Annotated in this window: 25 protein-coding genes; 13 read left to right on the forward strand and 12 right to left on the reverse strand. The window is 60.6% G+C overall.

Annotation, left to right across the window (positions count from 1 at the left end; genetic code table 11):
* Together VIH17_08150 and VIH17_08155 are read left to right on the forward strand one after the other, a co-directional pair.
* Positions 1-1,205, forward strand: a 1,205-nt coding sequence (locus VIH17_08150) for an efflux RND transporter periplasmic adaptor subunit (protein HEY4683206.1), incomplete at its 5' end; no start/stop codon positions are given.
* A 2-nt stretch (positions 1,206-1,207) separates the two neighbouring features.
* Positions 1,208-2,197, forward strand: coding sequence for a tetratricopeptide repeat protein (locus tag VIH17_08155; protein HEY4683207.1), 990 nt, complete (start codon positions 1,208-1,210; stop codon positions 2,195-2,197).
* 147 nt (positions 2,198-2,344) lie between these two features.
* Here VIH17_08155 and VIH17_08160 read toward each other — a convergent pair whose 3' ends face one another.
* The gene (locus VIH17_08160; GenBank protein HEY4683208.1) at positions 2,345-3,115 is read right to left on the reverse strand and encodes a class I SAM-dependent methyltransferase; all 771 of its coding nucleotides are present in this window, start codon (positions 3,113-3,115) and stop codon (positions 2,345-2,347) included.
* A 148-nt stretch (positions 3,116-3,263) separates the two neighbouring features.
* Here VIH17_08160 and VIH17_08165 point away from each other — a divergent pair, with 148 nt between their 5' ends.
* The 6 genes from VIH17_08165 (at position 3,264) to hpnI (VIH17_08190) (ending at position 9,356) form a co-directional block, all read left to right on the forward strand.
* A complete protein-coding gene (locus VIH17_08165) occupies positions 3,264-4,466 on the forward strand; it encodes an ABC transporter permease (protein HEY4683209.1) in 1,203 nt (400 codons plus the stop codon).
* Positions 4,459-5,775: a TolC family protein gene (locus VIH17_08170; protein HEY4683210.1), complete on the forward strand. Its 1,317-nt coding sequence runs from the start codon at positions 4,459-4,461 to the stop codon at positions 5,773-5,775. Before VIH17_08165 ends, VIH17_08170 begins: the two co-directional genes overlap by 8 nt.
* An 85-nt stretch (positions 5,776-5,860) precedes the next feature.
* Positions 5,861-7,294, forward strand: a complete 1,434-nt coding sequence (gene hpnJ / locus VIH17_08175; GenBank protein HEY4683211.1) for a hopanoid biosynthesis associated radical SAM protein HpnJ — start codon at positions 5,861-5,863, stop codon at positions 7,292-7,294.
* A 9-nt stretch (positions 7,295-7,303) separates the two neighbouring features.
* On the forward strand, positions 7,304-7,807 hold the full coding sequence (locus VIH17_08180; GenBank protein ID HEY4683212.1) for a hypothetical protein: 504 nt from the start codon (positions 7,304-7,306) through the stop codon (positions 7,805-7,807).
* Complete coding sequence (locus tag VIH17_08185) at positions 7,807-8,175, forward strand: hypothetical protein (protein HEY4683213.1); 369 nt, start codon at positions 7,807-7,809, stop codon at positions 8,173-8,175. The genes VIH17_08180 and VIH17_08185 overlap by 1 nt, the downstream gene beginning before the upstream one ends.
* 29 nt (positions 8,176-8,204) lie before the next feature.
* Complete coding sequence (gene hpnI / locus VIH17_08190; protein HEY4683214.1) at positions 8,205-9,356, forward strand: bacteriohopanetetrol glucosamine biosynthesis glycosyltransferase HpnI; 1,152 nt, start codon at positions 8,205-8,207, stop codon at positions 9,354-9,356.
* A gap of 35 nt (positions 9,357-9,391) precedes the next feature.
* Here hpnI (VIH17_08190) and hpnI (VIH17_08195) read toward each other — a convergent pair whose 3' ends face one another.
* Genes hpnI (VIH17_08195) through asnB form a run of 3 tightly spaced genes read right to left on the reverse strand, consistent with a single transcriptional unit; the run spans position 9,392 to position 14,241 of the window.
* Positions 9,392-10,525, reverse strand: a complete 1,134-nt coding sequence (gene hpnI / locus VIH17_08195; GenBank protein HEY4683215.1) for a bacteriohopanetetrol glucosamine biosynthesis glycosyltransferase HpnI — start codon at positions 10,523-10,525, stop codon at positions 9,392-9,394.
* A gap of 6 nt (positions 10,526-10,531) precedes the next feature.
* Positions 10,532-12,388 (reverse strand): glycosyltransferase family 39 protein, encoded by a 1,857-nt coding sequence (locus tag VIH17_08200; GenBank protein HEY4683216.1) that lies wholly within the window; start codon positions 12,386-12,388, stop codon positions 10,532-10,534.
* Positions 12,316-14,241 carry an asparagine synthase (glutamine-hydrolyzing) gene (gene asnB / locus VIH17_08205; protein ID HEY4683217.1) on the reverse strand — a complete coding sequence of 642 codons (1,926 nt, stop codon included), beginning with the start codon at positions 14,239-14,241 and terminating at the stop codon, positions 12,316-12,318. The genes VIH17_08200 and asnB overlap by 73 nt, the downstream gene beginning before the upstream one ends.
* A gap of 386 nt (positions 14,242-14,627) precedes the next feature.
* On the opposite strand from asnB, the gene VIH17_08210 reads away from it, so the two are divergent.
* A complete protein-coding gene (locus tag VIH17_08210) occupies positions 14,628-15,110 on the forward strand; it encodes an adenosine-specific kinase (GenBank protein HEY4683218.1) in 483 nt (160 codons plus the stop codon).
* 156 nt (positions 15,111-15,266) lie between these two features.
* Here VIH17_08210 and VIH17_08215 read toward each other — a convergent pair whose 3' ends face one another.
* The 6 genes from VIH17_08215 to frdA form a co-directional block, all read right to left on the reverse strand.
* Positions 15,267-15,413, reverse strand: coding sequence for a hypothetical protein (locus VIH17_08215; protein HEY4683219.1), 147 nt, complete (start codon positions 15,411-15,413; stop codon positions 15,267-15,269).
* A gap of 70 nt (positions 15,414-15,483) precedes the next feature.
* Positions 15,484-15,840, reverse strand: a complete 357-nt coding sequence (locus tag VIH17_08220) for a hypothetical protein (protein HEY4683220.1) — start codon at positions 15,838-15,840, stop codon at positions 15,484-15,486.
* A 71-nt stretch (positions 15,841-15,911) separates the two neighbouring features.
* On the reverse strand, positions 15,912-16,262 hold the full coding sequence (frdD, locus tag VIH17_08225; GenBank protein ID HEY4683221.1) for a fumarate reductase subunit FrdD: 351 nt from the start codon (positions 16,260-16,262) through the stop codon (positions 15,912-15,914).
* Positions 16,263-16,679, reverse strand: a complete 417-nt coding sequence (locus tag VIH17_08230) for a hypothetical protein (protein HEY4683222.1) — start codon at positions 16,677-16,679, stop codon at positions 16,263-16,265.
* On the reverse strand, positions 16,676-17,419 hold the full coding sequence (locus VIH17_08235) for a succinate dehydrogenase/fumarate reductase iron-sulfur subunit (GenBank protein ID HEY4683223.1): 744 nt from the start codon (positions 17,417-17,419) through the stop codon (positions 16,676-16,678). The genes VIH17_08230 and VIH17_08235 overlap by 4 nt, the downstream gene beginning before the upstream one ends.
* Positions 17,420-17,424: 5 nt before the next feature.
* Positions 17,425-19,167 (reverse strand): fumarate reductase (quinol) flavoprotein subunit, encoded by a 1,743-nt coding sequence (gene frdA / locus VIH17_08240; GenBank protein ID HEY4683224.1) that lies wholly within the window; start codon positions 19,165-19,167, stop codon positions 17,425-17,427.
* A 409-nt stretch (positions 19,168-19,576) separates the two neighbouring features.
* On the opposite strand from frdA, the gene VIH17_08245 reads away from it, so the two are divergent.
* Entirely contained in the window at positions 19,577-20,029 is a 453-nt protein-coding gene (locus VIH17_08245; GenBank protein HEY4683225.1) for a CBS domain-containing protein, read from the forward strand.
* A 58-nt stretch (positions 20,030-20,087) separates the two neighbouring features.
* Here the strand turns inward: VIH17_08245 and VIH17_08250 are convergent, their stop codons facing one another.
* Both VIH17_08250 and VIH17_08255 read right to left on the reverse strand, forming a co-directional pair.
* On the reverse strand, positions 20,088-21,890 hold the full coding sequence (locus tag VIH17_08250) for an NAD(P)(+) transhydrogenase (Re/Si-specific) subunit beta (protein HEY4683226.1): 1,803 nt from the start codon (positions 21,888-21,890) through the stop codon (positions 20,088-20,090).
* 22 nt (positions 21,891-21,912) lie between these two features.
* A complete protein-coding gene (locus VIH17_08255; GenBank protein HEY4683227.1) occupies positions 21,913-23,031 on the reverse strand; it encodes a Re/Si-specific NAD(P)(+) transhydrogenase subunit alpha in 1,119 nt (372 codons plus the stop codon).
* A 554-nt stretch (positions 23,032-23,585) separates the two neighbouring features.
* Between VIH17_08255 and VIH17_08260 the strand changes: the two genes are divergently transcribed.
* The 3 genes from VIH17_08260 to rfbD all read left to right on the forward strand — a co-directional run.
* Complete coding sequence (locus tag VIH17_08260) at positions 23,586-24,491, forward strand: class I SAM-dependent methyltransferase (protein ID HEY4683228.1); 906 nt, start codon at positions 23,586-23,588, stop codon at positions 24,489-24,491.
* Entirely contained in the window at positions 24,488-25,588 is a 1,101-nt protein-coding gene (locus tag VIH17_08265; GenBank protein ID HEY4683229.1) for a glycosyltransferase, read from the forward strand. Before VIH17_08260 ends, VIH17_08265 begins: the two co-directional genes overlap by 4 nt.
* A gap of 2 nt (positions 25,589-25,590) precedes the next feature.
* On the forward strand, positions 25,591-26,427 hold an 837-nt coding region (rfbD, locus tag VIH17_08270), incomplete at its 3' end, for a dTDP-4-dehydrorhamnose reductase (protein HEY4683230.1).

The raw sequence follows: 26,427 nt of genomic DNA on the forward strand, positions 1-26,427 counted from the left end.
GGTGGATGGTGGCGGGCCTGGCCGCGCTAGTCCTTCTTGGGCTGGCCATCGCCGGGCGTGACCCGGACCCGCAGGTTCGCGTCGCCACCGTCCAGCGCGGCAAACTGGTGGCGACCATTTCCACCAATGGCAAGGTGGAGCCGATTCGACCTCATGAATTGCGTGCCCAAGCAGCTACGTTTGTCCGGCGCACTCTGGTGAAAGAAGGCGACGTGGCGCGGGCTGGCCAGAAGCTTTTGGACCTCGACGACAGCGAGGTTCGCTCCCAGCTTGCCGACGCGCGGAACGAGCTTGTGAACGCCGATATTGCGCTGCGGGAAGCGGGAGCCGGCGGACCAACCGATGAACTTCGCCGGCTGGAATTGCAACGGGCGCAGGCCCAGATTGATCTTGAACAGGCCCAACGAAATTACGACACGCTTCAAAAACTCCTGGCCAAACAAGCCGCCTCCGAACAGGAAGTTGCTGACGCCAAGAAGCTTTGGGAAAAGGCCGTCGAGCAGTCGGGCTACGTCGCCAAGCGTTGGAGCGACTTGCAAAGTCGAGCGAAGACCTTCCAGGAAAGCGCCCGGCTCCGCGTCGAGCAGGCGCGCAACCGGGTGCAATCCCTCGAGGCCAAGCTACATTCGATCGCGGTGGTGGCGCCGGCGGGCGGCACTGTCTATGGCGTCAAGGTGAAGGCGGGGGACTACGTGAACGTGGGAGACCTGCTGGTGCAAATGGCGGATCTGCGTCAGGTCCAGGTCATCGCCTTCGTGGACGAGCCTGAACTCGGGCAATTGAAACCCGCTCAGGCGGTGAAAGTGACCTGGGATGCCTATGCGGGCAAAACCTGGGAAGGGCAGACGGAGCGCGTTCCGGCTGCGGTGGTGCCCTACGGAACGCGAAGCGTTGGGGAAGTGGTTTGCCGGATCCAGAACCCTGCCGGAGGCGAGCTGCTGCCGAATGTGAACGTGAACGTTGAGATCCTGGTGCGGGGGATTGACGGGGCGTTGCTGGTGGCCCGGGATGCCGTGACGACAGAGGCGGGCAAGCGGTTTGTCTTCGTGGTGAATGACCACACCGTTCGCCGCCGCGCGGTTGAGACAGGAACCGCCAATTTTGCCTTTTTTGAAATCCTTTCCGGATTGAAGGAGAACGACCGCGTCGCCCTGCCCGGAGAGTATCGTTTGCGGGACGGCCAGCGCGTCCGGGCGGTGCCATAGCGATGCAGCGGCTGTCTGTTCGGGCATTCCTTCTTCTTGGAGTCCTCTTCCTCGCCATTCCCCATGCCAGCGCCGACAGCGAGCTGCTGAGGTTGGGCCGCGAGCTGCTTGACGAGGGGCAGTTTGAAAAGGCGGTCTTGCCGCTCACCACCGCTCTCGAGCGGGACGGCGACAACCCCTTGCTTCGCTACCTGTTGGGCCGCGCCTATTACGAACAGCGCAACTTTGACCAGGCCATCAAACAGCTTGAACGGGCGGTCAAGGGGGAAATGCGCAACTCGATGTATCACCTCTGGCTGGGCCGCGCTTACGGGCGCAAGGCGGAACGTTCCTCCTGGTTTAGCGCCCTTTCCCTGGCGGGCAAAGTCAGGCGTGAATTTGAGACAGCGGTTCAGCTTGACCCGCAGAATCTGGCGGCGCGCTCCGATCTGCTCGAGTTTTACCTCGATGCCCCGGGGTTTCTTGGCGGGGGCCATGACAAAGCCCGCGCCGGGGCAGAGGAGATTGCCAAACGCGATCCCATCGAGGGGCATCGCGCCTGGGCCAGCTACTGGGCCGGCCAAAAGCAATACGACAAGGTCGAGGTGGAACTAAGAAAAGCGGTGGAGGCCAAACCGCGCCGCCCCGATGCCTATTTTGACCTAGCCGAGTTCTACCGCGGGCGCGGCCGCTTTGCCGAGATGGAACCGGTTATGCAGATGGCAATCGAGCGGCACGCGAGCGATCGCCGCGCGCCTTACTTCACCGCAGTAAGCTACATCGTCAACCACAAGCAACTCGACGAGGCGCAACAGTTGCTGGAGAAGTATATCGCCGGCCCGGTCGGCGCCGAGGATCCTTCGCGGGCTCAGGCGCGGGTCTGGCTCGGGCGCCTTTTCGAGAAAAGGAAACAGCTCCCCAAGGCGGAAGAGGAGTACGGCAAGGCCCTCAAGCTCGAACCGGACATGAAAGAGGCCAAGGAAGCCCTCCGTCAACTTCGCAAGAAGAAATAGAACGCAGGGGCGCAAGGCCTCGTGCCCCGTACACGCTTCACACATGCTCACCGAGCCCCGAGGCACCCGCCTCGGGGATTTCCTTCCCTTCTTTTCCCCCAGGCCGGTGCCCGGGGGGCTCAGCGGAGCGGCATGGAGGAGACAGCATCACCTGGGGACATCAGATTTTCGCGCGGCAGCAAGAAGCGTGGGTTCGATGAGGGAGACGGACTGGAGTTTTAGAATTTGAAAATGGGATTGTTCGAGCAGGAGAGTCAGGCTCCGCCGGGTGAAATACCAGAGGTGCTCCCGGGCCTTTTTTCGAAAGAATCCCGGAACGAAGGTCTGCGGCAAGCCAAAACGGTTCGGTGTGGAAAGAACCAGGACGCCGCCGTGGCGCAGCAGCCGTCGAGCGAATCCGAGCGCCTGGCGAACATCCAGCACGTGCTCGAGGATTTCGAGCATGGTGATGGCATCGAAAGAATTCTCTCCGAGCTCCCGTCCCCACTTCTCGAGATGTCCTTCATAGACGGTGAAGCCTTTGGCCCGCGCTTCTCGAGCGGCAGCCGGATTCAGCTCGAGGCCGAAGCCCTCCCACCCGGCGGCTTTGACCTTCCCAAGAAACAGTCCGCTGGCACAGCCGATGTCGAGCAGTTTTCCGGGCACGCCGAAATGGCTCAAGAAAGCAGCCGCGTGCCGCCAGTAGGCTTCCATTTCATAACAGTCGTAGCCAAGGCCTTTCCACTCAGGATTTTCGAAGTAACTGGCGGCGGAGTAGATGCGGTCGAGGTTTTCTTGGGATGGCAGCGGGTGGACGAAGCCAAAGCGGCAGTCCCGGCACCAGCGAGCTTGCTTGCGGAATCGGTCCGGCCAGATGTCCTCAAACCAGTCGCGCACCCGGCCGCCGGCGCAGACCGGGCAGAGTAGTTTCCCGTTCACGAGCCTCCTCAAAGGCGGCTTGTTTTATAGAAGCCAAGCCCGCAAATGTCAAGAAATAAACCACTTGGCTGCCTGAAGCGGCCCGGTGCGATAGTTTCCGGAGGGCGGCGAGAATCTGATATATTAAAGCATTTTAGGGGTGCTCGAAATGTACTGGGGCGAGAGCCTGCGCTTCACGTGGGAAGCGTTGCGGGTTAACAAAATTCGCGCTTTTCTTACCTCCCTGGGTATGGTCATAGGCACCGCCTCGGTGATCCTGGTGGTCACCATCGGCCTGACCGGCAAGCGGTACATCATGGAGCAAATCCAGGGCGTCGGCTCGAACCTCATTTACGCCACGTACGAGGCAAGCGCCAATCCGGCCGCGACCCCCACCTGGGCGGATGAGATGAACATGGGTGACGTGCAAGCGATCGAGCACCAGGTGCGGAATTTGGTGGCAAGCTCAGCCGTCATTATCCACTACGACCGGCTGGTCATCGACCACCAGGAGCGCGATGTCACCATCATCGGCGCCACCCCGGGGTTCCGCGTCGTCCGCAATCTGAAGATTCTGGAAGGCCGCTTCCTCGATGACACCGACCTCTCCGCCCGGAACAAAGTGGCGATGCTCACCGAGGAATTGGCCCGCAAGATGTTTCCCTACGGGAACGCGATTGGCAACTTCGTGAAAATCCACAGGGTCAATTTCACCGTCATCGCCGTCTTCAAGGAAGGGGTCGAAACCTTCGGCCAGTCAGAAATCACCAAGCAAACCGTTGTGATCCCGATCACGGTCAGCCGGTACTTCACCAAATCGGACAAGGTGGACATGCTCTATGTTTCGGTGGAGCGGCCTGAAGACGTTCCCTATGCCACCAGACAAGTGGCCGAGATTCTCAAGTCGCGTCACCGGGCCGGATCGTCCTATCGCGTGGAAAACCTAGCTGCCATCCTGGAGACAGCCAACCGGATTGGCAACATCCTGACGGTTGTGCTTCTCCTTATCAGTTTTATCGCCCTGCTGATCAGCGGCATCGGCATCATGAACATCATGCTGGTCACGGTGACCGAGCGGACCCGCGAAATCGGGATCAAGAAGGCAGTGGGTGCCCGCCGGCGGGAAATCATGATGCAGTTCCTGACCGAAGCGCTCACCATCTCGACGGCTGGCGGGGCTGCGGGAATTCTGCTTGGCGTCAGCATTCCGCTGATCGTCCGCTCTTTTGTTTCCGAACTGCAGATCAGTGTCTCGCCGGCCTCGATTGTCATCGCCTTTGCCGTATCCACCCTGGTGGGGGTGATTTTTGGGCTGGTGCCGGCTGACAAGGCCTCCAAACTCCATCCAACCGAGTCACTTCGCTATGAATAGAAAAATCATTGCTCTTGCTTTGGGTTTGTTTTTTGCCCTCTCCGTGCGGAAGATCATCGCCGCCGAGGGCACGGCCGAGGGCCTGACGCTCAAGCGGGCCATCGAGCTGGCCGACGGGCACAGCCGCGAAATTACTCTGGCCCGGCTGCGCGTGCAGACGGCCGAGCGCTTCATCCAGCAACAGCGCGCGCCGTTTTATCCCGAGGCGGTCGTCGGCTCCGGACTGGCTTACAGCAGCGGCTTCCCGCTCTCGATTGAAGGCAGCGCGCCCTCGATCATCGATGTCGGGATCATCGCTTCCATTTTCAATCCTCGCCAGCGCAATCTGGTGCGCGAGGCGCAACAGCTTGCCCGGGCCAGTGAAGTCGAGGTGGAAAAAGTCCGCGGCGAGGTTTTTGCCCGCACCTCGGCCGCCTATCTTGAACTGAACCGCCTGCGTCGCTCTCGCAAACTTCTCGGACAGGAGCGCGAGAGCGCCCAGAAAATTCTTGAGATCATGACCGAGCGGCGGCTTGCCGGGCTGGAGACCCCGGTGGAGTTGACCCGCGCCCGGCTGGCGCTGGCCCGCATCGAGTATCGCCTGGCCGAGGTGGAAGGGCTTGCCGAGGCCAGCGAGGCTGACCTGCGGGACCTCACCGGCATTCGTCGCAGCATGCGCATCGAACTCCTGGATGATACTCTCCCCGCTGTTTCCTACCCCGACCCGTCGCAATCGGATGAGGAGGAGCTGATCCGTCTCGCCCTCGAACAGAATCCCGGGCTCCGCCAAGCGCAATTTCAGACCACGGCGAAGCAATTTCACCTGAAGAGCGAGCAGGGCGGCTATTTCCCCACGGTGGATTTCGTGACCCGCTACAGCGTCTTTGCCAAGTTCAACAACTTTGAAGAGTTCTTCCGGAGGTTCCAGCGCCAGAACGTGGTCGTGGGGATTTCGATGCAATTTCCGGTGCTCAGCTTCCGCACCTTTCGCCGGGTGGCCGGGGCAAGGAGCGAGTTGAGCGAAGCGGAGCTGGAAATGGAGGCCCACCGCGCCCGGGTGGAGATGGAGGTTCGCCGCCTGGCGCGCAAAGTGAAGGAATGGGCTGCCGCCCGCGAGGTCGCCCGCCTGGAGCTTCAGCTTGCCACCGAACAGGTCCAAATCGCCCAGGCTCGCTTCGATGAGGGAAGAATCGGTCTGGGAGAGCTCGAAAAGGCCCGTCTCGAAGAGAATGATCGCTGGATCGCCTTCCTGGCGAGTGACGTCCAGTCCCAGCGTGCTCAATTGGAACTTGCCAAAATAACCGGACAAATCGTGACGCTTTTCAAGTAGAATCGCTGTTTGCTTTTGAGGGGCAGGCAAAGACCCTTGACGTTCCTTAATTTGACTGTCTCGCAGGAGAACTATGAGCTCGGCGATGAAAACACTGTTTCTCAATCCACCCAGCTTTGAGGGCTATGACGGCGGCGCCAGTTCGCGCTGGCCGGCCACACGCGAGATCGAGTCTTACTGGTATCCGGTGTGGCTTTGCTATCCGGCCGGAATGTTGCCGGGCAGCCGCGTCCTGGATGCCAATCCGCATAAGGTGGGGGTCGAGCAGACCGTCCAGATTGCCAGGGATTACGATTTCGTCGTTCTTTACACCAGCACGGCCGGGTTCGCCAAGGATGTTAAATTGGCGGAAATGATGAAGGCCGCCAAGCCTGACTTGAAGATCGCTTTCGTGGGGCCGCACGTCACGGTTCTGCCCGAGCCGAGCTTGCGCGTCTGCGACGCCATTGATTTTGTTTGCCGGAAGGAGTTTGACCATTCGGTCGTCGAATTTGCCCAGGGGCGGCCGCTCGATTCCATCATGGGGATCAGCTACCGCAAGAACGGGGGATTTGCCCACGCGCCCGACCGCCCGCCGTTGCACGATCTGGACTCGCTGCCGTTTGTGACCGATATCTATCACCGCGACCTGGACGTCACGCGCTACAACGTTCCCTTCCTGCTCTGGCCGTACCTGTCGTTTTACACATCGCGGGGTTGCCCGGCGCTTTGCACGTTCTGCCTCTGGCCGCAGACGACCAGCGGCCATGCCTGGCGCACGCGTTCGGCAGACAACGTGGCGCGGGAAGTAGCCCACGCGCTCCAGCTTTTTCCGAAGATCAAGGAGATCTTCTTCGACGACGACACCTTCAACATCCGTAAGACGCGGGTGCTGGAAATCACCGAGAAGTTCAAGCCGCTGAAATTCACCTGGTCGTGCACCGCTCGCTGCACCACTGACTATGAAACGCTCAAGGCGATGCGGGATGCCGGCTGCCGGCTGCTCATCGTCGGCTTTGAATCCGGCGACGATCAAATCCTGAAAAACATCAAGAAGGGCGCCACCACCGAGCAGGCCCGCTGCTTTGCCAGGTGGTGCAAACAGCTCGGTATCCTCATCCATGGAGACTTCATCATCGGCTTGCCCGGCGAGACAAAGGAAACCATCGAGCGCACCATGCAGTTCGCCGAAGATCTTGACTGCGAAACGATTCAGGTCTCGATTGCCCATGCCTACCCGGGAACGGCTTTCCATGAGTACCTCGTCGGCAACAGCTATCTTCTAGAAACCGCGATGACGGACGAGCAGGGCCACCAGTTGCCCCACCTGGAGTATCCCGGACTGTCGCGCCAGGAGATCGTGGCCGCGGTCAACCGCTTCTATGATCGCTACTATTTTCGGCCTCGGGTGGCTTTCCGCATTGTCCGTAAGGCGCTCTTCAACTCCGTCGAGCGGCGACGCCTCTATCACGAAGCGGTAGAATTCCTCCGTCTGCGCGCGCAGCGCTGGAAATTTGCTCAAGCCTTGCGCCCCTCTTAGTTCGAAAACATGGCAGAAGGTTCGCTGGAGGTCGCGCCCGCCCCGATTCCGTCGGGGCCCGTAGCCCGGACGGCGCGGGCGCTGCGCATAAAAACGTTTGTGGTTCTGGCGCTGGCGGTGGTCGCCGGCGCGGCGGGAAACCTCTTCCTCAGCCGGGGAATGAAGCTGGCGGGCGACTTCGGAGCAACGCCGGGGGAGTGGCTGGCGGCGTTCGCGCGTGCTTTCTCGATGGGCGAGGTTTGGTTGGGAATTGCCTGCCTCATCGGCTTTTTCGTTCTCTTTCTTGCCACCCTCTCCTGGGCCGACCTGAGCTTCGTGATGCCGTCGAGCGCGGTCGGCTACCTCGCCGTGGCCCTGCTTGCCCACTTCGTGGTGGGCGAGCGTGTCTCCGTGCTCCGCTGGATGGGAACTCTGGCCATCAGCTTGGGCGTATTGCTGGTTGGCGGCACGCCGCCGCGCACCACCCCGCTCAAAGCGGACCGGGCGCAGCCGGGCGCGCACAAGGAGAAGTGATGGTCAACCTGATCCTGCTCGCTCTAGTCGTCTTGGCCGGCGCCGTGGGGGAAGTCTTTTCGACGCAGGCGATGAAGCACGCGGGAGAGATTCACACGCTGCATGTCGGCCGGCTCCTGCGCCTTTTTGGCAAGGCCGTGCGCCATCCGCGTTTTGCCCTGAGCCTGTTGTTGATGGCGGTCTCGTTTTTCGCCTACCTTGTGTTGCTGGCTCGGACAGAGTTGAGCTTTGCGGTTCCGGCCACCGCCCTGGGCTACGTAGTAGAGTCGCTGGTAGCCCGATCCATGCTGGGCGAGCAAATCAGCAGCCGGCGATGGGCCGGCATCCTGGGGGTTTGCGCCGGCGTGGCCATGGTCTCTATCGGGTAGAGGCAGCGACGCGTCGGGACTGGGAAGAGATGCTGCGTCTCGCGCTCGAAATCATCGCCCTTTTCCTGACCCTCAGCGGGTTGGGTTACTATCTTTTGTGCCTGTGGAGCGTTCGTAGCTTCCGGCGGCCCGCCGCGGCGGGCAAAGGCTTGGCCGCCCACTTCTCTCCGCCTGTATCCATTTTGAAGCCGATGCGCGGGCTTGACCCCGAAGCCTATGAGAATCTTCGCAGCCATTGCCGGCAAGACTATCCCCACTACGAAATCATCTTCGGCGTCGCCGACGCCAATGACCCGGCTGTCCCGGTGATTGAGCGGCTGATCCGAGATTTTCCCGAGCGGACGATTCGCCTGGTGGTTTGCCCGAAGAAGCTCGGCTCGAACTCAAAAGTCAGCAAGTTGATTCAGATGCTACCGCTGGCCCAGCACGAATTCCTGGTGGTCAATGACAGCGATATTCGGGTCCCCCCGGACTATTTGCGACGGGTCATGGCTCCTCTGGCAACCCCGAGGGTCGGGATGGTCACCTGCCCGTATCGCGCTGTCCCGGGGCGAACGCTCGGTTCGAGGCTCGAAGCCATCGGCATCAGCACGGAATTTCACGCCGGAGTGCTTGTCGCGAGGAAACTCGAAGGCATCCATTTCGGCCTTGGCGCCACGCTTGCTTTTTCGCGGAAAGCGCTCGATGCCATCGGCGGCTTTGAGCCGTTGGCCGACTATCTTGCTGACGATTTTATTCTCGGTCAGCGGATCGCAGCGGCCGGTTTGCGAGTGGTTCTTTCCGACTGCGTGGTGGACAACTACCTTCCCAACTACTCGCTGGGTGGCTTCCTGCGGCACCAGTTGCGCTGGGGGAGGACGACGCGCCACTCGCGGCCGCGCGGTTACGCCGGCTTGGTTGTGACTTTCGCCCTGCCGTGGGCGGTTCTGGCGGTGATTGCCTGGCGCGGGACGTTCTGGGTCTGGGGACTACTGGGAGTTGCTCTGCTCTTGCGGTTGTGGGTCGCGCTCGCGGTGGGACTGGGCGTCGTGGGTGACCGCCGGGCGCTGCGCGATCTTTGGCTTGTTCCGTTGCGCGACTTGATTGGACTGTTGGTTTGGGTGGGAAGCTATACGGGAAGCCGTGTCGCCTGGCGTGGTGAAGAATTCATCCTGGAAAGCGGCAAACTCCGCTCCGCCTGACGGCTCTCCCCGGGTAGCGGCGGTCGCTTTCTCTTTCACTCCATCTGTCTGAGCCGGCCGTCGCGCGACAAGTAGCACTTGCGTCCGCGCCAGAGAATGGTATTCCCGAAGAATCCGGCGATCCAGACGAGAAAACTTAGCAAATCCTGAACCGGAACCAACCACCAGCGCTTGCGTGTCAAAGGGTCGTGCAGAACCCAACCGGCAACGGCCCAGGCAGCCGCGGCCCGAAACACAGCCGTCAAAGCGACCAGCGGCCACCACCCCGGCTCCAGGGCCCACAACAACACCGCCAGAGGCAGAGGGTTGGTGAACACCTGCCCCCAGTACCCCAGCGGGCGCGACCGGCGAGTGCCCCGCGCCCACCGCAAACGATGCCTCAGGTTCGTCCCGAACGGCTGGCTGCCAATGCGGTGTTCGATCATGTAGGAAGAGAGCAGCACTCGATATCCCATTTCGGCCGCGAGCTTGCCTATTACAAAATCTTCCGACAAGTAGTCCTGCAGGCCGCCGAAGCCACCCATACGCTCCAGCACTTCCCTTCGTATTGCCATCGTCGGCCCAAGGGCGAACTTCATGCCTTCCAACATCCGCGCCACCAGCACCCCGCCCAGGAATTCGGTGTTCATGCCGATGGCTTCGAGCCGTGACCAGACACTTGGGCCCGGCACCGCCCGATAAGGACAGGTGGCCACGCCAACGCCTTCCTCTTGAAATTCGCTCGCGATGGTTTTGAGCAGCCCCGGCGTGACGCGAGCGTCGCTGTCGCTCGTGACCAGCAGGTGATGGCGTGCTTCCTGCGTCATGCGCTCCAGGCTGAACGCTTTCGCGTTGGGACCGGGGGGTTCGCCGGTGACAATCAAACGTGTCGCCGGCCCACCGGGACATTCACGTCTGACTTTCTCCACGACGGCGACGGCAGGATCGTCCGCGCGGTGGACGGCAAACAGGATCTCAAACCCGGAATAGTCTTGCCTGAAGAAACTGCGCAGGTTTTCCTCGAGCCCCTCATCGACGCCGGAGAGAGGCTTCAGAACGCTGATCGCGATGGGCGTACGCAACGAGGGTGGCTGAACGGCAAGATAGCGCCGGGCAGCGAGGACGGTCAGCACGCAATACACCAGCGATCCAGTCAGCAAGGCCAATAAAAACGCGGTGATTACTACCATGCCGCTCTACCGCGGTGCAGCGTTCCCGGCTGGTTGAGGAACCAGCCGGAGCGGTTGGTTCGTGAACAAAAACTTTCCGCCGCTTTCCGACACCGGATAGAGAGCAGCGCTCCCCACCCGTCGCTCCAGCCGCCGAACCGCCAACCGATCCGTAACCAGATAGCATCGCTCAGGAGTAACCCACAGGCGCCTGAAATCGGGATCGCCAATGAAAACCGATGGGGCACCGGGCGCGTAAGACCCGTATTCGAGATTGTTGGCGCGGCCATTCAACAGCAACCCGCTTCGGTTGGCATAGAAAAACACAGAAGACAGGGGGTAATACTGTCCATCTATGATCAGCCGGCCTTCAGGCGCCCGCAACAACGCTTCGGCCAGCGGCCGAGAAGAAAGATACGGGTCGAAGACGACCAGGGCCAGGCGGGCCGCATGAAAAAAGAGCACCATCATCAGGGCTACGGCAAGGAAGGCGCGCCGACCCGCAAACCGCCAGGCGCCCAGCGCTCCCAACAGGAGGGCGACTCCGGCCACTACCAGCGGGACCTGCAGGTAAGCAAACGAACGGAGCGTCAGATCGCCCAGGTGGCCGAGCGAAAGGGTGTACGCCTCCGGGCTTTGCGTCAACGCGGAGGAAATATCCCCGGGTGTGGGGATTCCTCTCACCCGGAAGAGGATGACGGCGATAGTCAGCGTTGCGGCGGCAGCGAGGACCGAGAGAAACCTTGTTCCCAGGCGAATCCAGGCGCCTCCGCTGGCCATCGCCGAACTCAGAAGCAGCGCCAGCGCTGGATAACACGGCATGGAATAGTATTCCTGCGTGGTAGAAAACGTAAAGAATACCAACAAGAAACCTGTCCAACACAAGGCCAGCAAGCGCGTCCGTCCGGCGCGGTCAACAGGTTTGTACTCCAAGTGCGCCACCGCCGGAAAAAATACGCTCCAGGGAAAAAGCCACACAAGATGCAGCAACCAGAAGTAAAGCCGCGGTACGGTGTCGTAGTCGCGCGGATAGCGCAGGTTCAAGAAACGAAGGATATGCTCGTTGATGAAGTAGAACCAAAAAAAGCCGCGGTACACTCCGGGGCCGCTGTGGAGGGTAAAGTCGAAGTAGGGCGGGTTGCGGAGCGTGGCCAGCACGTGCCAGGGAGCCGCTATCAGAATCACGACCAGCAATCCGCTGATGGGGCGCAGCCGTTGCCAGGTGCGGCGAGACAGCAGTTGGCGTGTGAAGAGCAAATAGACCAGGCCGGCGCCGACAGGCAAGAGGACGGCAATCAGGCCCTTGAGCAGAAGACCCGTGCCCAGGCTCGCCGCCAGCAGAAACGCCCAGCGCCGGGGATGACGCTCGTCCTCCTCGAGCGCCCGCAGGAAGGCCCACAGCGCCGCCGTCACCGTCAAGGTAAGCATCACATCGGGAATCAGAATCCGCGTGAACAGGAACAAGCCGATACAGGTCGCCAGGCATAAGCCTGCGTAAAAGCCCGCGCGGCGACCGAAGGCCCATCGGGCAAAGCGAGCTGCCAGCCAGCACAGCGCTATCGCGGACAGAGCAATCGGGATTCGCGCCGCCCAGTCGTGTACTCCGAAGATCAGATAGGAGACCGCGATGATCCAATAGACGAGGGGAGCTTTTTCCAGGTAGGCGACGCCATCCAGGCGCGCGGTCACCCAGTCGCCGGACTCCAGCATCTGGCGCGCGATTTGCGCCTGCACGGCATCGACGTCGTCCATCAGCGACGGCGGAGAAACGATGCAACCCAAGAAAATGACCGTGGCAAAAAGGAGGAAGATTAGGTCGGAGTAAGAACGGTCCCCAGACTCTCCCGGCTCTCCTCGCCGACTCGGGTGGTCTCGATTCTCCATCGTTTCATCCAAAGGAAAAGAATCATCAAACCCCACAGGTGATACCCGAGATTCGCGCGCCTTTCCAGGTGGGCGCGAATCAATGACTGAATCGCATCCCACCGAAAGAGTTTTGTCTGTTCCACGGCATCGGCCGTCAGGGTATCGAGCAAGAGCGGCCGCAGCGTGTTTCGTAACCAATCATGAGCGGGGATATCAAAGCCGACTTTCTCCCGCCGCAGAATGGAGGGCGGCAGCTTGTCTCGCATCAATTCTTTGAGCAGAACCTTCTGCCGGAAGCCGCGGATCTTGAGATGCTCCGGCAGCGAGGCAGCGAATTCCGCGATGCGGTGGTCCAGAAACGGTGGCCGCACTTCGAGCGAATGAGCCATGCTCATGCGGTCCACCTTGTAGAGGATGTCGTCCGGCAGGTAATACCGCTGGTCGAACCAGAGATAGCGGTTCAGATGTCCCGCTGACCTGGATTCCGGTGGCAACTCATCCAGCAGGGCGCCGACAGAATAGTGGTCTGACTCGAGGAAGAAATTTCTCTTCTCTGCTTGGGAAAAAGTTCCATTCCAATACAGGTGGGCCTCCTCGGCCGGCAGCAGTGAGCCCTCCAGGAACCGCTTGAGTTTGTATTCAAAACTGATCTTGTCGTCCGAGACCGGCCAGTGCCGCAGGAGATTCAGGGCCAGCCGCCGTGAGCTTGCGGGCAGCCGCCGCATGGGACGGGCCCAGCGGTTGGCCAGGTAAGTGACGTAGCCGCCGAACAATTCGTCGGCTCCTTCGCCGCTGAGGGCGACGGTCATATGTTGCCGGCTCATCCGCGCGAGGAACCAGACCGGAAGCGCGCCCGCGTCGGCGCTGGGCTCGTCGGAATAGTAGGCAAATTCCTCGATGGCACCCTGCAAGTCCACCTCAGGATTCAGGTCAAACTCGTGGTGCTCGGTCTCGTACCGCGCCGCCATCTGGCGGATATAGGCGGTCTCGTCGAAGCTTCGCCCCCTGAACGAAACGGAAAATGTTTTGAGCCGCGACGAACTTGCCATCGCGGCGTAGTGCAAGATGGTGGAGGAATCGATGCCACCGCTGATCCAGACGCCCAACGGCACATCAGAAATCAGGTGCTCGCGGACGGATTGTTTCAGGAGGGAGTCCAATTCTTCCCGGGCAGATTCCAGCGTCCAATGCGGCTGCACCCGAAGCGCCAACTGCCAGTAGGCCTTCGAGTGCACCTTGCCATCCCGCCATTCGAGCAGGTGACCGGGCGGAAGCTTCTCGATCCCCGCCACCAGGGTGTGAGGGCAGGGCACGTAATTCAAAGACAGATAGTAATTCAGGCCCTTGAGATTCAGGCGGCGCTCGACCTCCGGGTGCACGAGAATGGCTTTCAGTTCGGAGCCGAAATAGAGATCGTCGCCAGGACGGTAGATATAGAGGGGCTTGATGCCCATGCGATCCCGGGCCAGGACAAGGCGCTTCTCGGATTCGATCCAGAGGGCGATGGCAAACATCCCGCGCAGCCGGGAGAAACAATCCTTGTCCCATTCGAGGAAAGAGCGCAGAACCATCTCCGTATCGCTGCGCGAGGTAAACCGATGTCCAAGCCCTTCGAGTTCCTTGCGCAGCTCGGCGTGGTTATAGATTTCCCCGTTAAAGACAAGGACGGTGTCTCCGTCCTCGCTGAACATGGGCTGATCGCCTGACTGCAAGTCGATGATTTTCAGACGGACGGCGCCCAGAGAGACATTGGGGGATTCGTAGGTGCCTTGCTGATCCGGCCCGCGGTGAATAAGCGAATAGGTTGCGCTCTGGATCCGGTCAGCGCTGACGGCACGATTCCGGTGAGTAAACCCAGCTATGCCGCACAATGTTTGACGGTCTCCTTTGTATCCGTCTTGGCGGTAGTCGCCCGATTTCCTGGAAAAGTAATTAACTAACCCATTTTCTCCCGGGAGTCCATCGAATTCTTCTATGTGGCTTCAGCCTGAAGGCCTTGACTCGCGGCTCGGTCTGTACGCCCTCGGGCCAGGACCGGGTTGAACGGTCGCTCGTCAAAGGTCCGACCACTCTGCGCAGCAAGCCATTATGAGAGGTGAGAGGAGAATGCAAGGAGCACGAAGGCGGGACTGAGCCTTTGCATTGTTGCTGCCGTTCAATCCGCGTAGAATTGTGAAAATTCTGCCGGAGTTTGCTTGCGACCACTCCTCCCGCCCCGACGCTTCAGGGTTGGGAGCGAGGTCAAGCGGAGGTAAGCATGGAACTAAGACTCGTGCCCATGAGCCTTCCCGAAGGGGCGAATCTGATTATCGGGCAAACGCATTTCATCAAGACCGCCGAAGACATGCACGAACTGGTGGTCAACACCGTTCCCCAGGCAAAGTTTGGCGTGGCCTTCAATGAAGCCTCGGGGCCGTGCCTGGTGCGCAGCGAAGGGAATGACGTCGCGCTCAAAGAAGCGGCCATCCAGAATGCTCTGGCCATCGGCGCTGGACACGTTTTTGTCCTGCTCATCCGGGACGCCTATCCGATCAATCTGCTCGGGCGCATCAAGGATTGCTGGGAAGTTTGCTCGGTGTTCTGCGCCACGGCCAACCCGGTCGAGGTGGTGGTGGCGGAATCGGAGCAAGGACGGGGCGTGATGGGCGTGATTGACGGGTTTCCGCCCAAGGGACGGGAGACGGAGGCGGATGTGAAGCACCGGCGGGAGTTCCTCCGCAAGATAGGTTACAAGTTTTGAAGGGCCGGACTGCCCCTTCGAGGCAGCCGGCGCTCAGGCTGCTTCAACGGCCGGCCGCGCTGGCCAGCCGGCGTCAAAGGAAAGTAAAAACGGAACTTCAAAGCAAACTGAATATTGCGCGGACCGCCGGCGGCGAAGATGGGGCTCGGTGTGGGGTTAGCCGTGCTCAACGTTTGAATCGAGCGGCCGGTTCACCACGAACAGGCTGTCTTTATCGGTGTAGAAGGCCACCGGACGCCCATACCGCCGCAGCCAGCCCTCCAGCGCCCGCAGGTTCTCCTCGGTCGAATCGTGCGCGGCCAAACGCCCCCTCAGCGGAAGAGGGACGAGAAGCTGCGGCAGAGAACCGCGTGCCCTGCCGCAACTTGTTAACCTAGTCGTCGGTGAGAGGTCTCCAGTCCGGGGCTTCAACGTAGCGCAGCACGGTGTGGTTGACCACGGAACTAAACCACTTCTGCCGAAACTCCTTCCCCTCGTCGGACAGCAACCATTGCCGGAAGCGGTCAGCATTCTCCTGGTTGGGCCAAAAGGCTTCGTTCAGGTACTTGGGACGTTGCTCGGGCTTGCTCTTTTCGTAGTCGCCACGGATGCCGTCGATAAAGACCCAAGTCTTCCGCTCCAGGCAGCCAAAACGTTTGGTAATCTGATCCAGTTGGGCGTCGAGCCACTCGATGAACGGGATTTCCAAAACGCCGGGCTTGACGTCAAACGCATGAATCACCCTCAGCATGGCTAGCCTTCCTGTGATGGATTGGATCGAAAGCATCATAGCGCAGGATGAGCAGGTTTTCAATTTTCCTGCTAGGGAATGTTCCACAGCATATAGGCAGCTATAGCAGTTCCCACCAAGGCGCCGCCATAGCAGAGGAAAGCGATGAGTTCGGTCAGATGTTTCAACTGCAAGCCATCATAAAGCGTATAGCGGAAGCGATGGGCCCAGTGGAAGAGAGGCAGGGAAATGAGCACGAAGAGATAAAGGCGGATGAGGGGCTGCTTTACAAGATTCAACAGCGAGTTATAGCCAGGCGCTTCCACCCATCCCAAGGGGAAAGCCAGCCCATTCAAGAAAAGATGCACGGGAATAAAAAGGGCGGCGACGGTGCCCCCGGCACTGAACAGAGCCCACAGAAACGGCGTTTTCGTTCTTTTCATCTACCCTCGCAGCCAAAGCCAGGCCACCACGCCAGAAGCCACCAGCCAGGCGAAATAGTTCAGGCCCGCGATAATGAAATCGGGCACCCGCTTCCCTCGCAGGCGCACCACCATGGCTTTGGGCGCCAGATTGAACCAGGTAACGGCATGGAAGAGGACAAAGAGAAAAGCTACGCCGTGCAAGGCCAGGAAGGGCGGAGTCTGCAACCGGGCCAGGAAGCGGGCGTAGGCCTCCGGGCCCTCCCCTAGGGCGCGAACTTGCCACAGAGTCATCAAGGCAAAGAAGGCCACGAAAACGCTGGTAAGCTCCCGCAGCACAAACTTGGTGTAGGTCCGTTTCTGCAACCACCACCAGACCGACATACGCGGACGGTACCACTTGGGATGGTGAAGGGTGTAGTGGGCTCCACCGCTCATTTCGTCCCCCAGGGGAGGAGGAAAGACTTGAACCAGTGGGCGGCACTGGTGAGTTTGTATTGCTGGATGGCTCCCGCTGGATCCACATTTTCGGGACAGACTTTCGTGCACTCCCCCACGAAAGTGCAATCCCAGATGCCGTTTTTCTCGGAGAGGATGTCCAGGCGTTCCAACGCTCCTGTGTCCCGTGAGTCCAGGTTGTACCGCTGGGCCAGTGCGATGGCCGCCGGGCCGGCGAACCCAGGTTCCAACCCATAGACGGGACAAGCAGCGTAGCAGAGCATGCAGTTGATGCACATACTGAACTGCTTATAGAAATCCAGTTGGTCGGGCGTTTGCCGGTACTCTCCCTCGGCGAGCGGCTTCTCCTCTTTCCAAATAATCCAGGGTTTCACCCTCTTTAGTCTTTTGATGAAGTCGGTGATGTCCACCACCAGGTCGCGCACGATGGGGAAATACTGCAAGGGATCCACGCGGATAGGGCCGGGGAAATAATCAGACAGGAAGGCCGCGCAGGTCAGCTTTGGTTCCCCATTGACCATCATCCCACAACTGCCGCAGACGCCCATTCGGCAGGACCAGCGAAAAGAGAGGGACCCATCCAGCTTGTCCTTGACGTAGTTGAGGGCATCGAGGACCACCCAGTCCTTCCTATATGGGACCTCATAGGTCTGACGGGTGGGCTCAGATTCCTCTTCCGGGCGATAACGGGTAACGCTGAGTGCCACAGTGGACGGCATTTTCCCTACTTCCCATAGATGCGTTGGCCCGGCGGCCAACGGGTAATTGTAACCGGTACGTAGTCAATCCGCGGAGGACCATCGGGAACGCGGTAGGCCAGAGAGTGCGCCAGGAAGTTGTTGTCGTCCCGTTGTGGAAAGTCTGTGCGTTGGTGCGAGCCGCGAGATTCCCGGCGGGCCAAGGCGGAGTGGACCATCGATTCGGCCACATCCAGCATAAAGGAAAGTTCCAGCGCTGCGGTTAGTTCGGTGTTGAAGGTGTAGCTGCGGTCGTCGAGACTCAGGTCGTGAAATCTGTCCTGCAGCCTGGGCAAGTCCTGCGCCGCTTGTTGAAGATCGGCACCCGTGCGATAGATGCCGGCACAAGCCTCCATAATTTTCTGCATCTCTTCGCGCAGTGTGGCAATACGCTCCTTGCCGCCAATCTTACGCAGGAAACTTTCATTGAGCCGCCTCTCTTCGTCCCGCGCCTGAGCGAAGACGGCCGGGTTTGATTCTTTCTGCTGGGCGGCAAAGGCGGCGGCTGCCCTGCCGGCCCGGGCACCAAAGACCAGGCACTCGGTGAGGGAGTTCGACCCCAGGCGATTGGCGCCATTGATGCTCACGCAGGCGACCTCGCCCGCCGCATAGAGCCCGGGCAAGGGCGTGGCCCCGAGGATGCCGGTGTGGACGCCTCCCATCATGTAATGGACTACCGTTCGGACGGGAATCAGCTCTTTGACCGGATCGACGTTCACGTACTTGCGGCACAGTTCCCGCACGAAAGGGAGCTTTTTGTCAATCAACTTCTCTCCCAGGTGGCGGATGTCCAGGTGGACGTAGTCGCCGTAGGGCCCTTCGAGGGTGCGGCCCTTCTCCTGCTCCTTGACGAAGGCTTGGGAGAGCCGATCGCGCGGGCCTAACTCCATGGAACGCAAAACCGGCTTGGGCTCGGGCCTGCCCAGGTCATAATCCTGCAAGTAGCGGTACCCATACTTGTTCAGCAGCCAGCCGCCCTCGGCACGCGCAGCTTCGGTGATCAAGATCCCGGTAAAGGGCAGCCCGGTGGGATGGTATTGGATAAATTCCATGTCCTTGAGCGGCACGCCGGCGCGGTACGCCAGCGCCATGCCATCGCCGGTCTTGATGGCGCCATTGGTGGTAAAAGGAAAAACTCTGCCGCAGCCGCCCGTGGCAAGGATGACGGCCTTGGCAGTGATAGCCAAAATCTTTCCCGAGGCCAGTTCGATAGCCACCACGCCCCGGCAGCGCCCCTCCTCCACCAGCAGTTTGGTGACGAAGCATTCATCGTAGCGTTCGATGGCCTCGTACTTCAGGGTGGTTTGGAAGAGCGTGTGGAGCATGTGAAAGCCTGTCTTGTCGGCGGCGAACCAGGTGCGCTCGACCTTCATCCCGCCGAAGGGGCGGACGGCAACGCGGCCGTCGGGTTCCCGGCTCCAGGGGCAACCCCAGTGCTCCAGTTGCAGCATCTCGGCGGGGGCTTCTTTGACAAACGCTTCCACCGCATCTTGATCACACAGCCAGTCACCGCCGGAGATCGTATCGTAGGCATGTTCATCCAAACTGTCCTCGGGCTTAATGACCGCGGCGGCGCCGCCCTCGGCGGAAACGGTGTGGCTCCGCATGGGATAAACTTTGGAAATAACGGCCACAACTAGCTTCGGGTTGGTCTCGGCTGCGGTGATGGCGGCCCGCAGGCCCGCCGCCCCGCCCCCCACCACGAGCACGTCGCAAGATAAGACGTCCATAGCCTTTCTTCCGAGGCCAAGTAAGGCCTTCTGTAGCGATCCTGCAGGAAAGTGCAGACCGTCCTAAATTTCAATGCATAATTTCAGTATGAATTGGCGAACTGCTGCGAAGCGTACCGCTGTGAGTTGTACTCTGTCAATCGTCGCGCTCAGGGATCAACGGACTGTGCCGATCGAGTCCAGTGCCGCTCGGAGGCGACAAAAAGGAAGGACGCAAAATCCGCCTTACGTTCGCTTCATCGAAGCTGGCGGATTCACCGGCCGATTTGGTAGAAGCCTCCGCTGCTGAGTGAAAACTCATATTTGACCTGTCTTTCGCGCGGCGATAGGATACCAACGCTCAGGCTGCCACGAAAGGAATGGCAGGGTCAGAGGATCTAAGGTCTGTCCTCTAGCGCGTGCCTTGAGAATGATGCAACTCAGTGACACGATCAGCTCAGTTTTGAAATACAAGGGCAGTGAGGTCTGGTCGCTAGCCCCCGACCAGTCGGTCTACGAGGCGATAGAAAGGATGGCGGACAAGGGAGTTGGGGCATTGCTTGTGATTTCCGAAGGCAAGCTGGTCGGCATCATCTCGGAGCGTGATTACGCCCGCAAGGTCATCCTCAAAGGAAGATCCTCGAAGGAGACCCGGGTCAAGGAGATCATGACCAGCCCAGTAATCTTCGTGACTCGGAAGCATACCGTGGATGAGTGCATGGCCATCATGACCAGCAACCGCATACGTCATCTTCCAGTCGTGGAAGATGAGAAGGTGGTGGGAGTTGTCTCGATCGGCGACCTGGTGAAGTGGATCATCTCGGAGCAAGAGGAGACCATCCAGCAGCTGCAGAACTATATCACCGGAAAGTATCCGGCCTGACACGCGTTTCCTTTACCCGCCTGGATGTCCTGCGTGCGCAAGGGAACATCTGCCCTCCCTAGGACCTCAGAGCAGCGAACAATTTGTTGAGGCTCTCCTTGGCATCCCCGAAGAGCATCATGCATTTTGGGTTGTAGTAAAGCTCGTTGTCCACGCCGGCGAAGCCTGGGCGGAGACTGCGCTTGAGGACGATGATGGACTGGGCGCGGTCAACCTCCAGGATCGGCATCCCATAGAGCGGGCTGTTCTTGTTGTTCTTGGCAGCCGGGTTCGTCACGTCGTTCGCCCCGACGACCAAGGCGATGTCCGCTTCGGGAAAGTAGGGATTGATCTGTTCCATCGCGTACAACTTGTCGTAAGGGACGTTCGCCTCGGCGAGGAGAACGTTCATGTGCCCTGGCATGCGGCCGGCCACCGGGTGGATGGCGTATTTCACATCGATGCCGCGCTTCATCAGCACCCTCGCCAGTTCGCTGACGCCGTGCTGGGCTTGCGCGACCGCCATGCCGTATCCCGGGACGATGATCACGGACTGAGCAGTATCGAAGAGAACAGCCGTCTCCTCGGGCGTAATGCTGCGGACGGTCCCCTTTGCCTCCACCGCCGCGTCGCCCTCCTGCTTCTCGATCTTGCCGAAGGCGCCGAACAGGACGTTCAACGCCGAGCGGTTCATCGCCCTGCACATGAGGAGGGAAAGAAGGAAGCCCGACGTCCCGTCGAGCGAGCCGGTGATGATCTGGATCTTATTCATCAAGACGAACCCCATGGCCGCATCAGCGAGGCCACCGTAAGAATTGAGCAGTGCGATGACCACAGGCATGTCCGCCGCCCCGATGGGAATGACCAACAAAAGCCCGAAAACAAACGACAGGCCGACCATGACGTAGAACAGCGTCCCTGCCGTCGGCACGATGACCAAGTAGATCAAGCTTCCTGCGATAACAGACAGCAAGCTAAGATTGAATACGTTTTGCCCCTTGTAGGTGATGGGGTGTCCCGGCAACACCCCCTGAAGCTTCGCGGCCGCCATCAAGCTTCCCGTAAACGTTAGGCCGCCAATGACCACCTCGAACCCGAGCGCTGTCATCACCACCTTGCTGAGTTCACCGTGGTGGCGGAAGTATTCGGAAATTCCTACCAAGCAGGCGGCCAGCGCCCCGAGCGAATGGGAAAGAGCTGTGCGTTGGGGCACGGCTGTCATTGGTATTCGCAGCCCCATCGTGCCTCCAACGATGGAGCCAATGATGAGGCCTATGATGATCCATTGATAGGTGACGATCTCGTGGTGGAACAGCGTGCCGACAACGGCCATCAGCATCCCGAATTCGGCCAGGAACATGCCCTTGCGGGCGTACTTGGGCGAACTCAGGCCTTTCAGTCCCAGGATGAACAAAGCGGCCGACAGAATGTAGAAATACTTCAACGCCTGCGTAGGCAGAAGATCACGAAAGAAATGGACCGGGTCTTTACTGAGCTCCTCATACGAATAGAAGAGTACCAGCAAGCCGATAACGAGCACGGGCAAAGCCAGCAACATTTTGGGATCGAATTGAAACCGTCGTCGCTTAGCAGTTTGATCCTCTGTTTTCTTGAACATTTTTAGCATTCGATCCGTGATCAGAAAGCCGCCGACCACGTTCGTAGAGGAACACGTCACCGCCATGAATCCCAGAACCGTGCTGAGGGGGCCGTAATCGGCTCCCGCGACAATCAGCGAACCGACCAAAGAAATGCCAGCAATCGCGTTGGTGGCGGACATCAGCGGCGTGTGCAGGAGCGGGGGCACGCGCGAAATCACGTGATAGCCGAGAAAGCCGGCGAGCATGAAGATGTAGAGCCCGATCTCGAGTTCAGTTGTCATGGAGTGGGCCTCCAACCTCGGGTCAGAGCGTCGTCTTCACTGCTTCGTACAGGATCTCTCCCTGGTGCGTCACGAGCGGGCCGCGCGTCAACTCGTCATCCAGGTCGAGATGGACCCTCCCTTCCTTGAGAAGATGCGCGAGGTAATTCGTGACGGTCTTAGCGTACATCTCGCTGGCATGGAACGGGACTGTGCTCGGGAGATTCACAGGGCCGATGATGACTACGCCGTGCCTAACGATCTCTTTGCCGGGCTCGGTGATGGCGCAGTTTCCGCCCTGCTCGGCCGCAAGGTCAACGATGACCGAGCCCGGCCGCATGCCCCGAACCATCTCCTCGGTAATAAGGACAGGGGCCCGCTGACCGGGGACGAGCGCGGTCGGGATCACGACGTCGGCGTTCGTCACGTACTTGGACATGATCTGCTGCTGCTTCCTGTAGAACTCCTCCGACTGGCCCTTAGCGTACCCGCTCTTGTCCTCGGCATCCTTCGTCTCGAGGCCAAGCTCGGCGAACCTCGCGCCGAGGCTCTCCACCTGCTCCTTGACAGCCGGGCGTGTGTCGTACGCCTCCACGACGGCGCCGAGCCGCTTCGCCGTGCCGATCGCCTGCAGTCCCGCCACGCCCGCCCCGATGATAAAGACCCGCGCAGGGGTCACCGTGCCCGCGGCGGTCATGAGCAAGGGGAAGAACTTCGGCAGGCGGCTCGCCGCGATCAGGACGGCCTTGTAGCCGGCAATGGTGCTCATGGCGCTGAGGGCATCCATCGGCTGGGCCCGTGTGATGCGCGGCATGAGCTCCATGGAGAACGCCGTGATCTTGCGCGCGGCTAGGGCCTTGATTGCGGCGGCGTCGGCGTAGGGCTGGAGGAAGCCGATGAGGACGGAGCCCTCTTTCATCCTCCCGATCTCCTCGATCGTGGGAGGCTGGACCTTGAGGAGGACATCGGCCTTGTCGAACACCTCCGGCTCGAGGCGTGCGCCCCTCTCCGCGTAGGCCGGATCCACGAACCCCGCCGCCACACCTGCGCCGGACTGGACGACGACGTCCAGGCTCGCCTTCATGAGCTTCGGAACGAGTTCTGGAACAAGCGCCACGCGCCGCTCGCCCGGGACCGTCTCTTTCGGAACCCCGACGATCATATGTATCTGCAAGTCCAGCGGTAAAATCCTTTGACCCATAGTTATCTTATTATTTTCGGTGGACTGTTGTTTGCTTTTTCTTTGAGAGGTGGAGCGGCGAATGGACGGCAGCCACTGGGTGCGCTTTCGGGGCGGCTACCTGAGCCTGGTTCCGGTGGCGACCCCGAGTGCGCCGCCGCCCTCGGCAACTCCTTCCGGCCTACGGTCTACAGGAGTTGCCGAACCACCAAAAGCCAAACCGAAACACAAATACATTCCACCTCCGGACCACCCTTGAATGTATGTCGAGCTCGAAGCCCGACAATGCCTATCAGGTATGTGCCTGGAGCCTATGGAGGTCTGTCACCCACGCTGCCAAAAGACTCCAGTCCGATCGCTAGGACGAATTCCTTCGGACATCCTGCGTCCTTCACGGTCGTCATGGGGCCGGCCGCTTTCAATGCAGGAAATGCTGCGACTGGAAGCGAAAAGATGCGCCTCAACTCCTCCCCAATTCATTATAATCATCTCGTCCGAGAGCATCAAACTGCAGCACAATCCGGACGACAAACGGTATGACCGGACAGCCATGCGTGTTGTGCGGGGGGCTCGACCGCGAGCCAGTGCTCGAGGTCACGCTGAACCAGCGGGACACGCCACAAACATTTCGGCTGCTGCGCTGTAGTTCCTGCCGGCTGGTGATGACCGAGCCGCGGCTGGCAGGCGGCGAACTGGGGGCGCACTATGGGCATGAGTACTGGGGTCGCACCGACGCCGACAACCCCGCCTGGGTGCGCCGCAACCAGCGTCCTCGCACCACCTTCCTCGATCGCTACCGTCGCCAGGGGCGTCTGCTCGATGTCGGCTGCGGGCTGGGGTTATTCCTGCTCGCGCTCGACCCGGCGCGCTGGGAGCGCTATGGCCTGGAAGTGATGCCCGTACCGTACCAGGAAGCGGTACGCCGGCTCGGGCCGGACCGCATCGTCGCTGCCGAACTCACCACCGCCGCACTCCCGCGCGAGCACTTCGATGTGGTTACCTTCTGGGACGTGCTCGAGCACCTCCCCAACCCATGCGCCGCGCTCAAAGAGGCGTTTCGTCTCCTCCGCCCGGGCGGGCTTGTGCTGCTGCGCTTGCCGAACTTCTCGAGCTACCAGGCACGGCGCTTCCGCCAGGACTGGTACGCGCTCTCGCTTCCCCACCATTTGTATCACTTCACGCCGGCAACCTTGACGCGGTTGCTCGAAGTCACTGGCTTCCGCATGCGCGCGCTCGAGAACTGCTTCGGCCAGGAAAACTACCACGCGCTCAAGCACAGCCTGCTCAACCGCATGACACGCCGCCACGGGGCGCGCGGTGGACGGCTGCGCTACTTCCTGCTCAAACCCTTTCTCCATCCTTGGGAATGGATCAGCACACGCCTGGGCGGCGGTTCTTCTTTGCAAGTTTGCGCCGAACGCCTGCCCGCCCTGCCAGCATGATGGCGAACAGAACGGGCCAGCCCGGGGTCAGCATCGTCATTCCAAGCTGGAATGGTCGTGCGTTGCTCGAGAAGTTCCTGCCGAGCGTCGTCAACGCTGCGGCCACCTTCGAAACGGTTTGCCGGCAGGCCACCGAGATTGTCGTCGCCGACGACGCCAGTACCGATGAGACTCCGGCCTGGCTCTCCGTGCGCTTTCCCCGGGTGCGGTGCGAATCGAGCCAGCGCCGCCAGGGTTTTGCGCCCACAGCCAACCGGGGCATCCGGTCGGCCCGCCACCCGCTGGTCTATCTGGTCAACAACGATGTGGCCCTTGAGCCGGCCACCTTGCTGCCGCTGGCCGACCACTTTTCTGACCCGGCGGTGTTCGCTGTGGCCAGCCAGGTGTATGACTACTCGACCGGAGTGCTCCGTGGCGCCGGCCAGTTGGGCGAATTCCGCCGCGGCTTCCTCGGCATCCACCGCCGCTATTTCGTGTCTTCGCCGGCCGGGAGCTTCGAGCCCGCCTTGCTTACCATGTTCGCCGGTGGCGGCTCTTCGCTTTTCGACCGCGAGAAGTTCCTCGCCCTCGGCGGCTTTGACGAATCGTTTGCGCCCTTCGGCTGGGAAGACGTCGAGCTGTCGCTGCGGGCCTGGAAGCGCGGCTTCGAGGTGCGCTACGAGCCGCAAAGCGCCGTCTGGCACCAGTTCTCTTCCACCATCACCCCGCGCTTCTCGCCCCGGCACGTCAGGGCCATCTATGAGCGCAATCGTCTGCTCGCCCACTGGCTCCATCTCGACACGCCCACCCAGGCCGCCGCCCACGCCTTCTTCCTGCTGCTGAAGTTGCTGACAAGTCTGTTCGCCGGCCGGTGGGAAACCTGGAGCGGGTTGATGCAGGCGCTCGGGCGGTGGGGCGAAGTACGGGCCAGGCGGCAGGAACTGCGCGCCACTCAACAACGCGAACTCAGCGATGTCCTGCGCCGACTTGCCGAACAGTCAGCCCGCCCGGGCGTGCAGCCGCTTACCTCGAGCTCGGCTCCGGTGCGAGCTTACCTGCGCCCACCGGCGAGTCATCCGGAGGGAGCTGCCTTGAGGCTTCCACGGCAGAGGGAGTAACCATGCAGATTCTGTTGATCGGGGCAAAAGGTCAGTTGGCGGAGGATCTCCGCAGGTTCCTGGTCCAGGATGAAGTAGTTTCTGTGACTCACGGGGAACTCGAAATCTGCCATGGCGCTGCTGTTCAGGCTCTTGCGGACCGGCTGCGTCCCGACTGCATCATCAACACAGCCGCCTTCCACCGTGTGGATGCTTGTGAAGATCAGGCGGACAGGGCTTTCGCCGTCAATGCGGGAGGTGTGTTGAACCTCGCACGGGCTGCGCAACGGATCGGGGCGGTGCTGGTGCACTTCAGCACCAACTACGTCTTTGACGGCGCCAAAGGCTTTCCCTACGTTGAGACCGATCCGCCCAGGCCCCTTTCCATCTATGGCATGTCCAAGCTGGCCGGAGAATGGGCGGTGCAACAGTACTGCGAAAAATACTTTTTGGTGCGAACCTGCGGCCTGTATGGAGTGGCCGGGAGTAGCAGCCGAGGAGGCAACTTTGTCGAGAGCATGCTTCGGCTTGCCGGCGAGGGAAAACCGATCCGCGTGGTCAGCGACCAAATCGTCAACCCGACAAGCACCCGCGACCTTGCCGAGAAGCTTGTGCCGCTCATGCGCACCCAACAGTGCGGACTCTACCATATGACCAACACCGGCGAATGTTCCTGGTATGACTTCGCGCGAGAAATTTTTTGCCAGCTCGGACTTTCCCCTGATCTCGCTCCGACAAGCAGCGAGGCCTTGGGGGCAAAAGCGCGCCGCCCGGCCTATTCGGTCCTCGACAACCGTGCCTGGCGCACGGCCGGCTTTCCTGATTTTCGCCCCTGGCAGCAAGCCTTGGCGGAATATCTG

The organism is Candidatus Acidiferrales bacterium (assembly GCA_036514995.1).
Classification (GTDB): domain Bacteria; phylum Acidobacteriota; class Terriglobia; order Acidiferrales; family DATBWB01; genus DATBWB01.

Coding starts and splice junctions, on each gene's coding strand:
- VIH17_08155 (HEY4683207.1), top strand. CDS start 1,208: ATGCAGCGGCTGTCTGTTCGGGCATTCCTTCTTCTTGGAGTCCTCTTC.
- VIH17_08165 (HEY4683209.1), top strand. CDS start 3,264: ATGTACTGGGGCGAGAGCCTGCGCTTCACGTGGGAAGCGTTGCGGGTT.
- VIH17_08170 (HEY4683210.1), top strand. CDS start 4,459: ATGAATAGAAAAATCATTGCTCTTGCTTTGGGTTTGTTTTTTGCCCTC.
- hpnJ (HEY4683211.1), top strand. CDS start 5,861: ATGAAAACACTGTTTCTCAATCCACCCAGCTTTGAGGGCTATGACGGC.
- VIH17_08180 (HEY4683212.1), top strand. CDS start 7,304: ATGGCAGAAGGTTCGCTGGAGGTCGCGCCCGCCCCGATTCCGTCGGGG.
- VIH17_08185 (HEY4683213.1), top strand. CDS start 7,807: ATGGTCAACCTGATCCTGCTCGCTCTAGTCGTCTTGGCCGGCGCCGTG.
- hpnI (HEY4683214.1), top strand. CDS start 8,205: ATGCTGCGTCTCGCGCTCGAAATCATCGCCCTTTTCCTGACCCTCAGC.
- hpnI (HEY4683215.1), bottom strand. CDS start 10,525: ATGGTAGTAATCACCGCGTTTTTATTGGCCTTGCTGACTGGATCGCTG.
- VIH17_08200 (HEY4683216.1), bottom strand. CDS start 12,388: ATGGAGAATCGAGACCACCCGAGTCGGCGAGGAGAGCCGGGAGAGTCT.
- VIH17_08210 (HEY4683218.1), top strand. CDS start 14,628: ATGGAACTAAGACTCGTGCCCATGAGCCTTCCCGAAGGGGCGAATCTG.
- VIH17_08220 (HEY4683220.1), bottom strand. CDS start 15,840: ATGCTGAGGGTGATTCATGCGTTTGACGTCAAGCCCGGCGTTTTGGAA.
- frdD (HEY4683221.1), bottom strand. CDS start 16,262: ATGAAAAGAACGAAAACGCCGTTTCTGTGGGCTCTGTTCAGTGCCGGG.
- VIH17_08230 (HEY4683222.1), bottom strand. CDS start 16,679: ATGAGCGGTGGAGCCCACTACACCCTTCACCATCCCAAGTGGTACCGT.
- VIH17_08235 (HEY4683223.1), bottom strand. CDS start 17,419: ATGCCGTCCACTGTGGCACTCAGCGTTACCCGTTATCGCCCGGAAGAG.
- frdA (HEY4683224.1), bottom strand. CDS start 19,167: ATGGACGTCTTATCTTGCGACGTGCTCGTGGTGGGGGGCGGGGCGGCG.
- VIH17_08245 (HEY4683225.1), top strand. CDS start 19,577: ATGATGCAACTCAGTGACACGATCAGCTCAGTTTTGAAATACAAGGGC.
- VIH17_08250 (HEY4683226.1), bottom strand. CDS start 21,890: ATGACAACTGAACTCGAGATCGGGCTCTACATCTTCATGCTCGCCGGC.
- VIH17_08255 (HEY4683227.1), bottom strand. CDS start 23,031: ATGATCGTCGGGGTTCCGAAAGAGACGGTCCCGGGCGAGCGGCGCGTG.
- VIH17_08260 (HEY4683228.1), top strand. CDS start 23,586: ATGACCGGACAGCCATGCGTGTTGTGCGGGGGGCTCGACCGCGAGCCA.
- VIH17_08265 (HEY4683229.1), top strand. CDS start 24,488: ATGATGGCGAACAGAACGGGCCAGCCCGGGGTCAGCATCGTCATTCCA.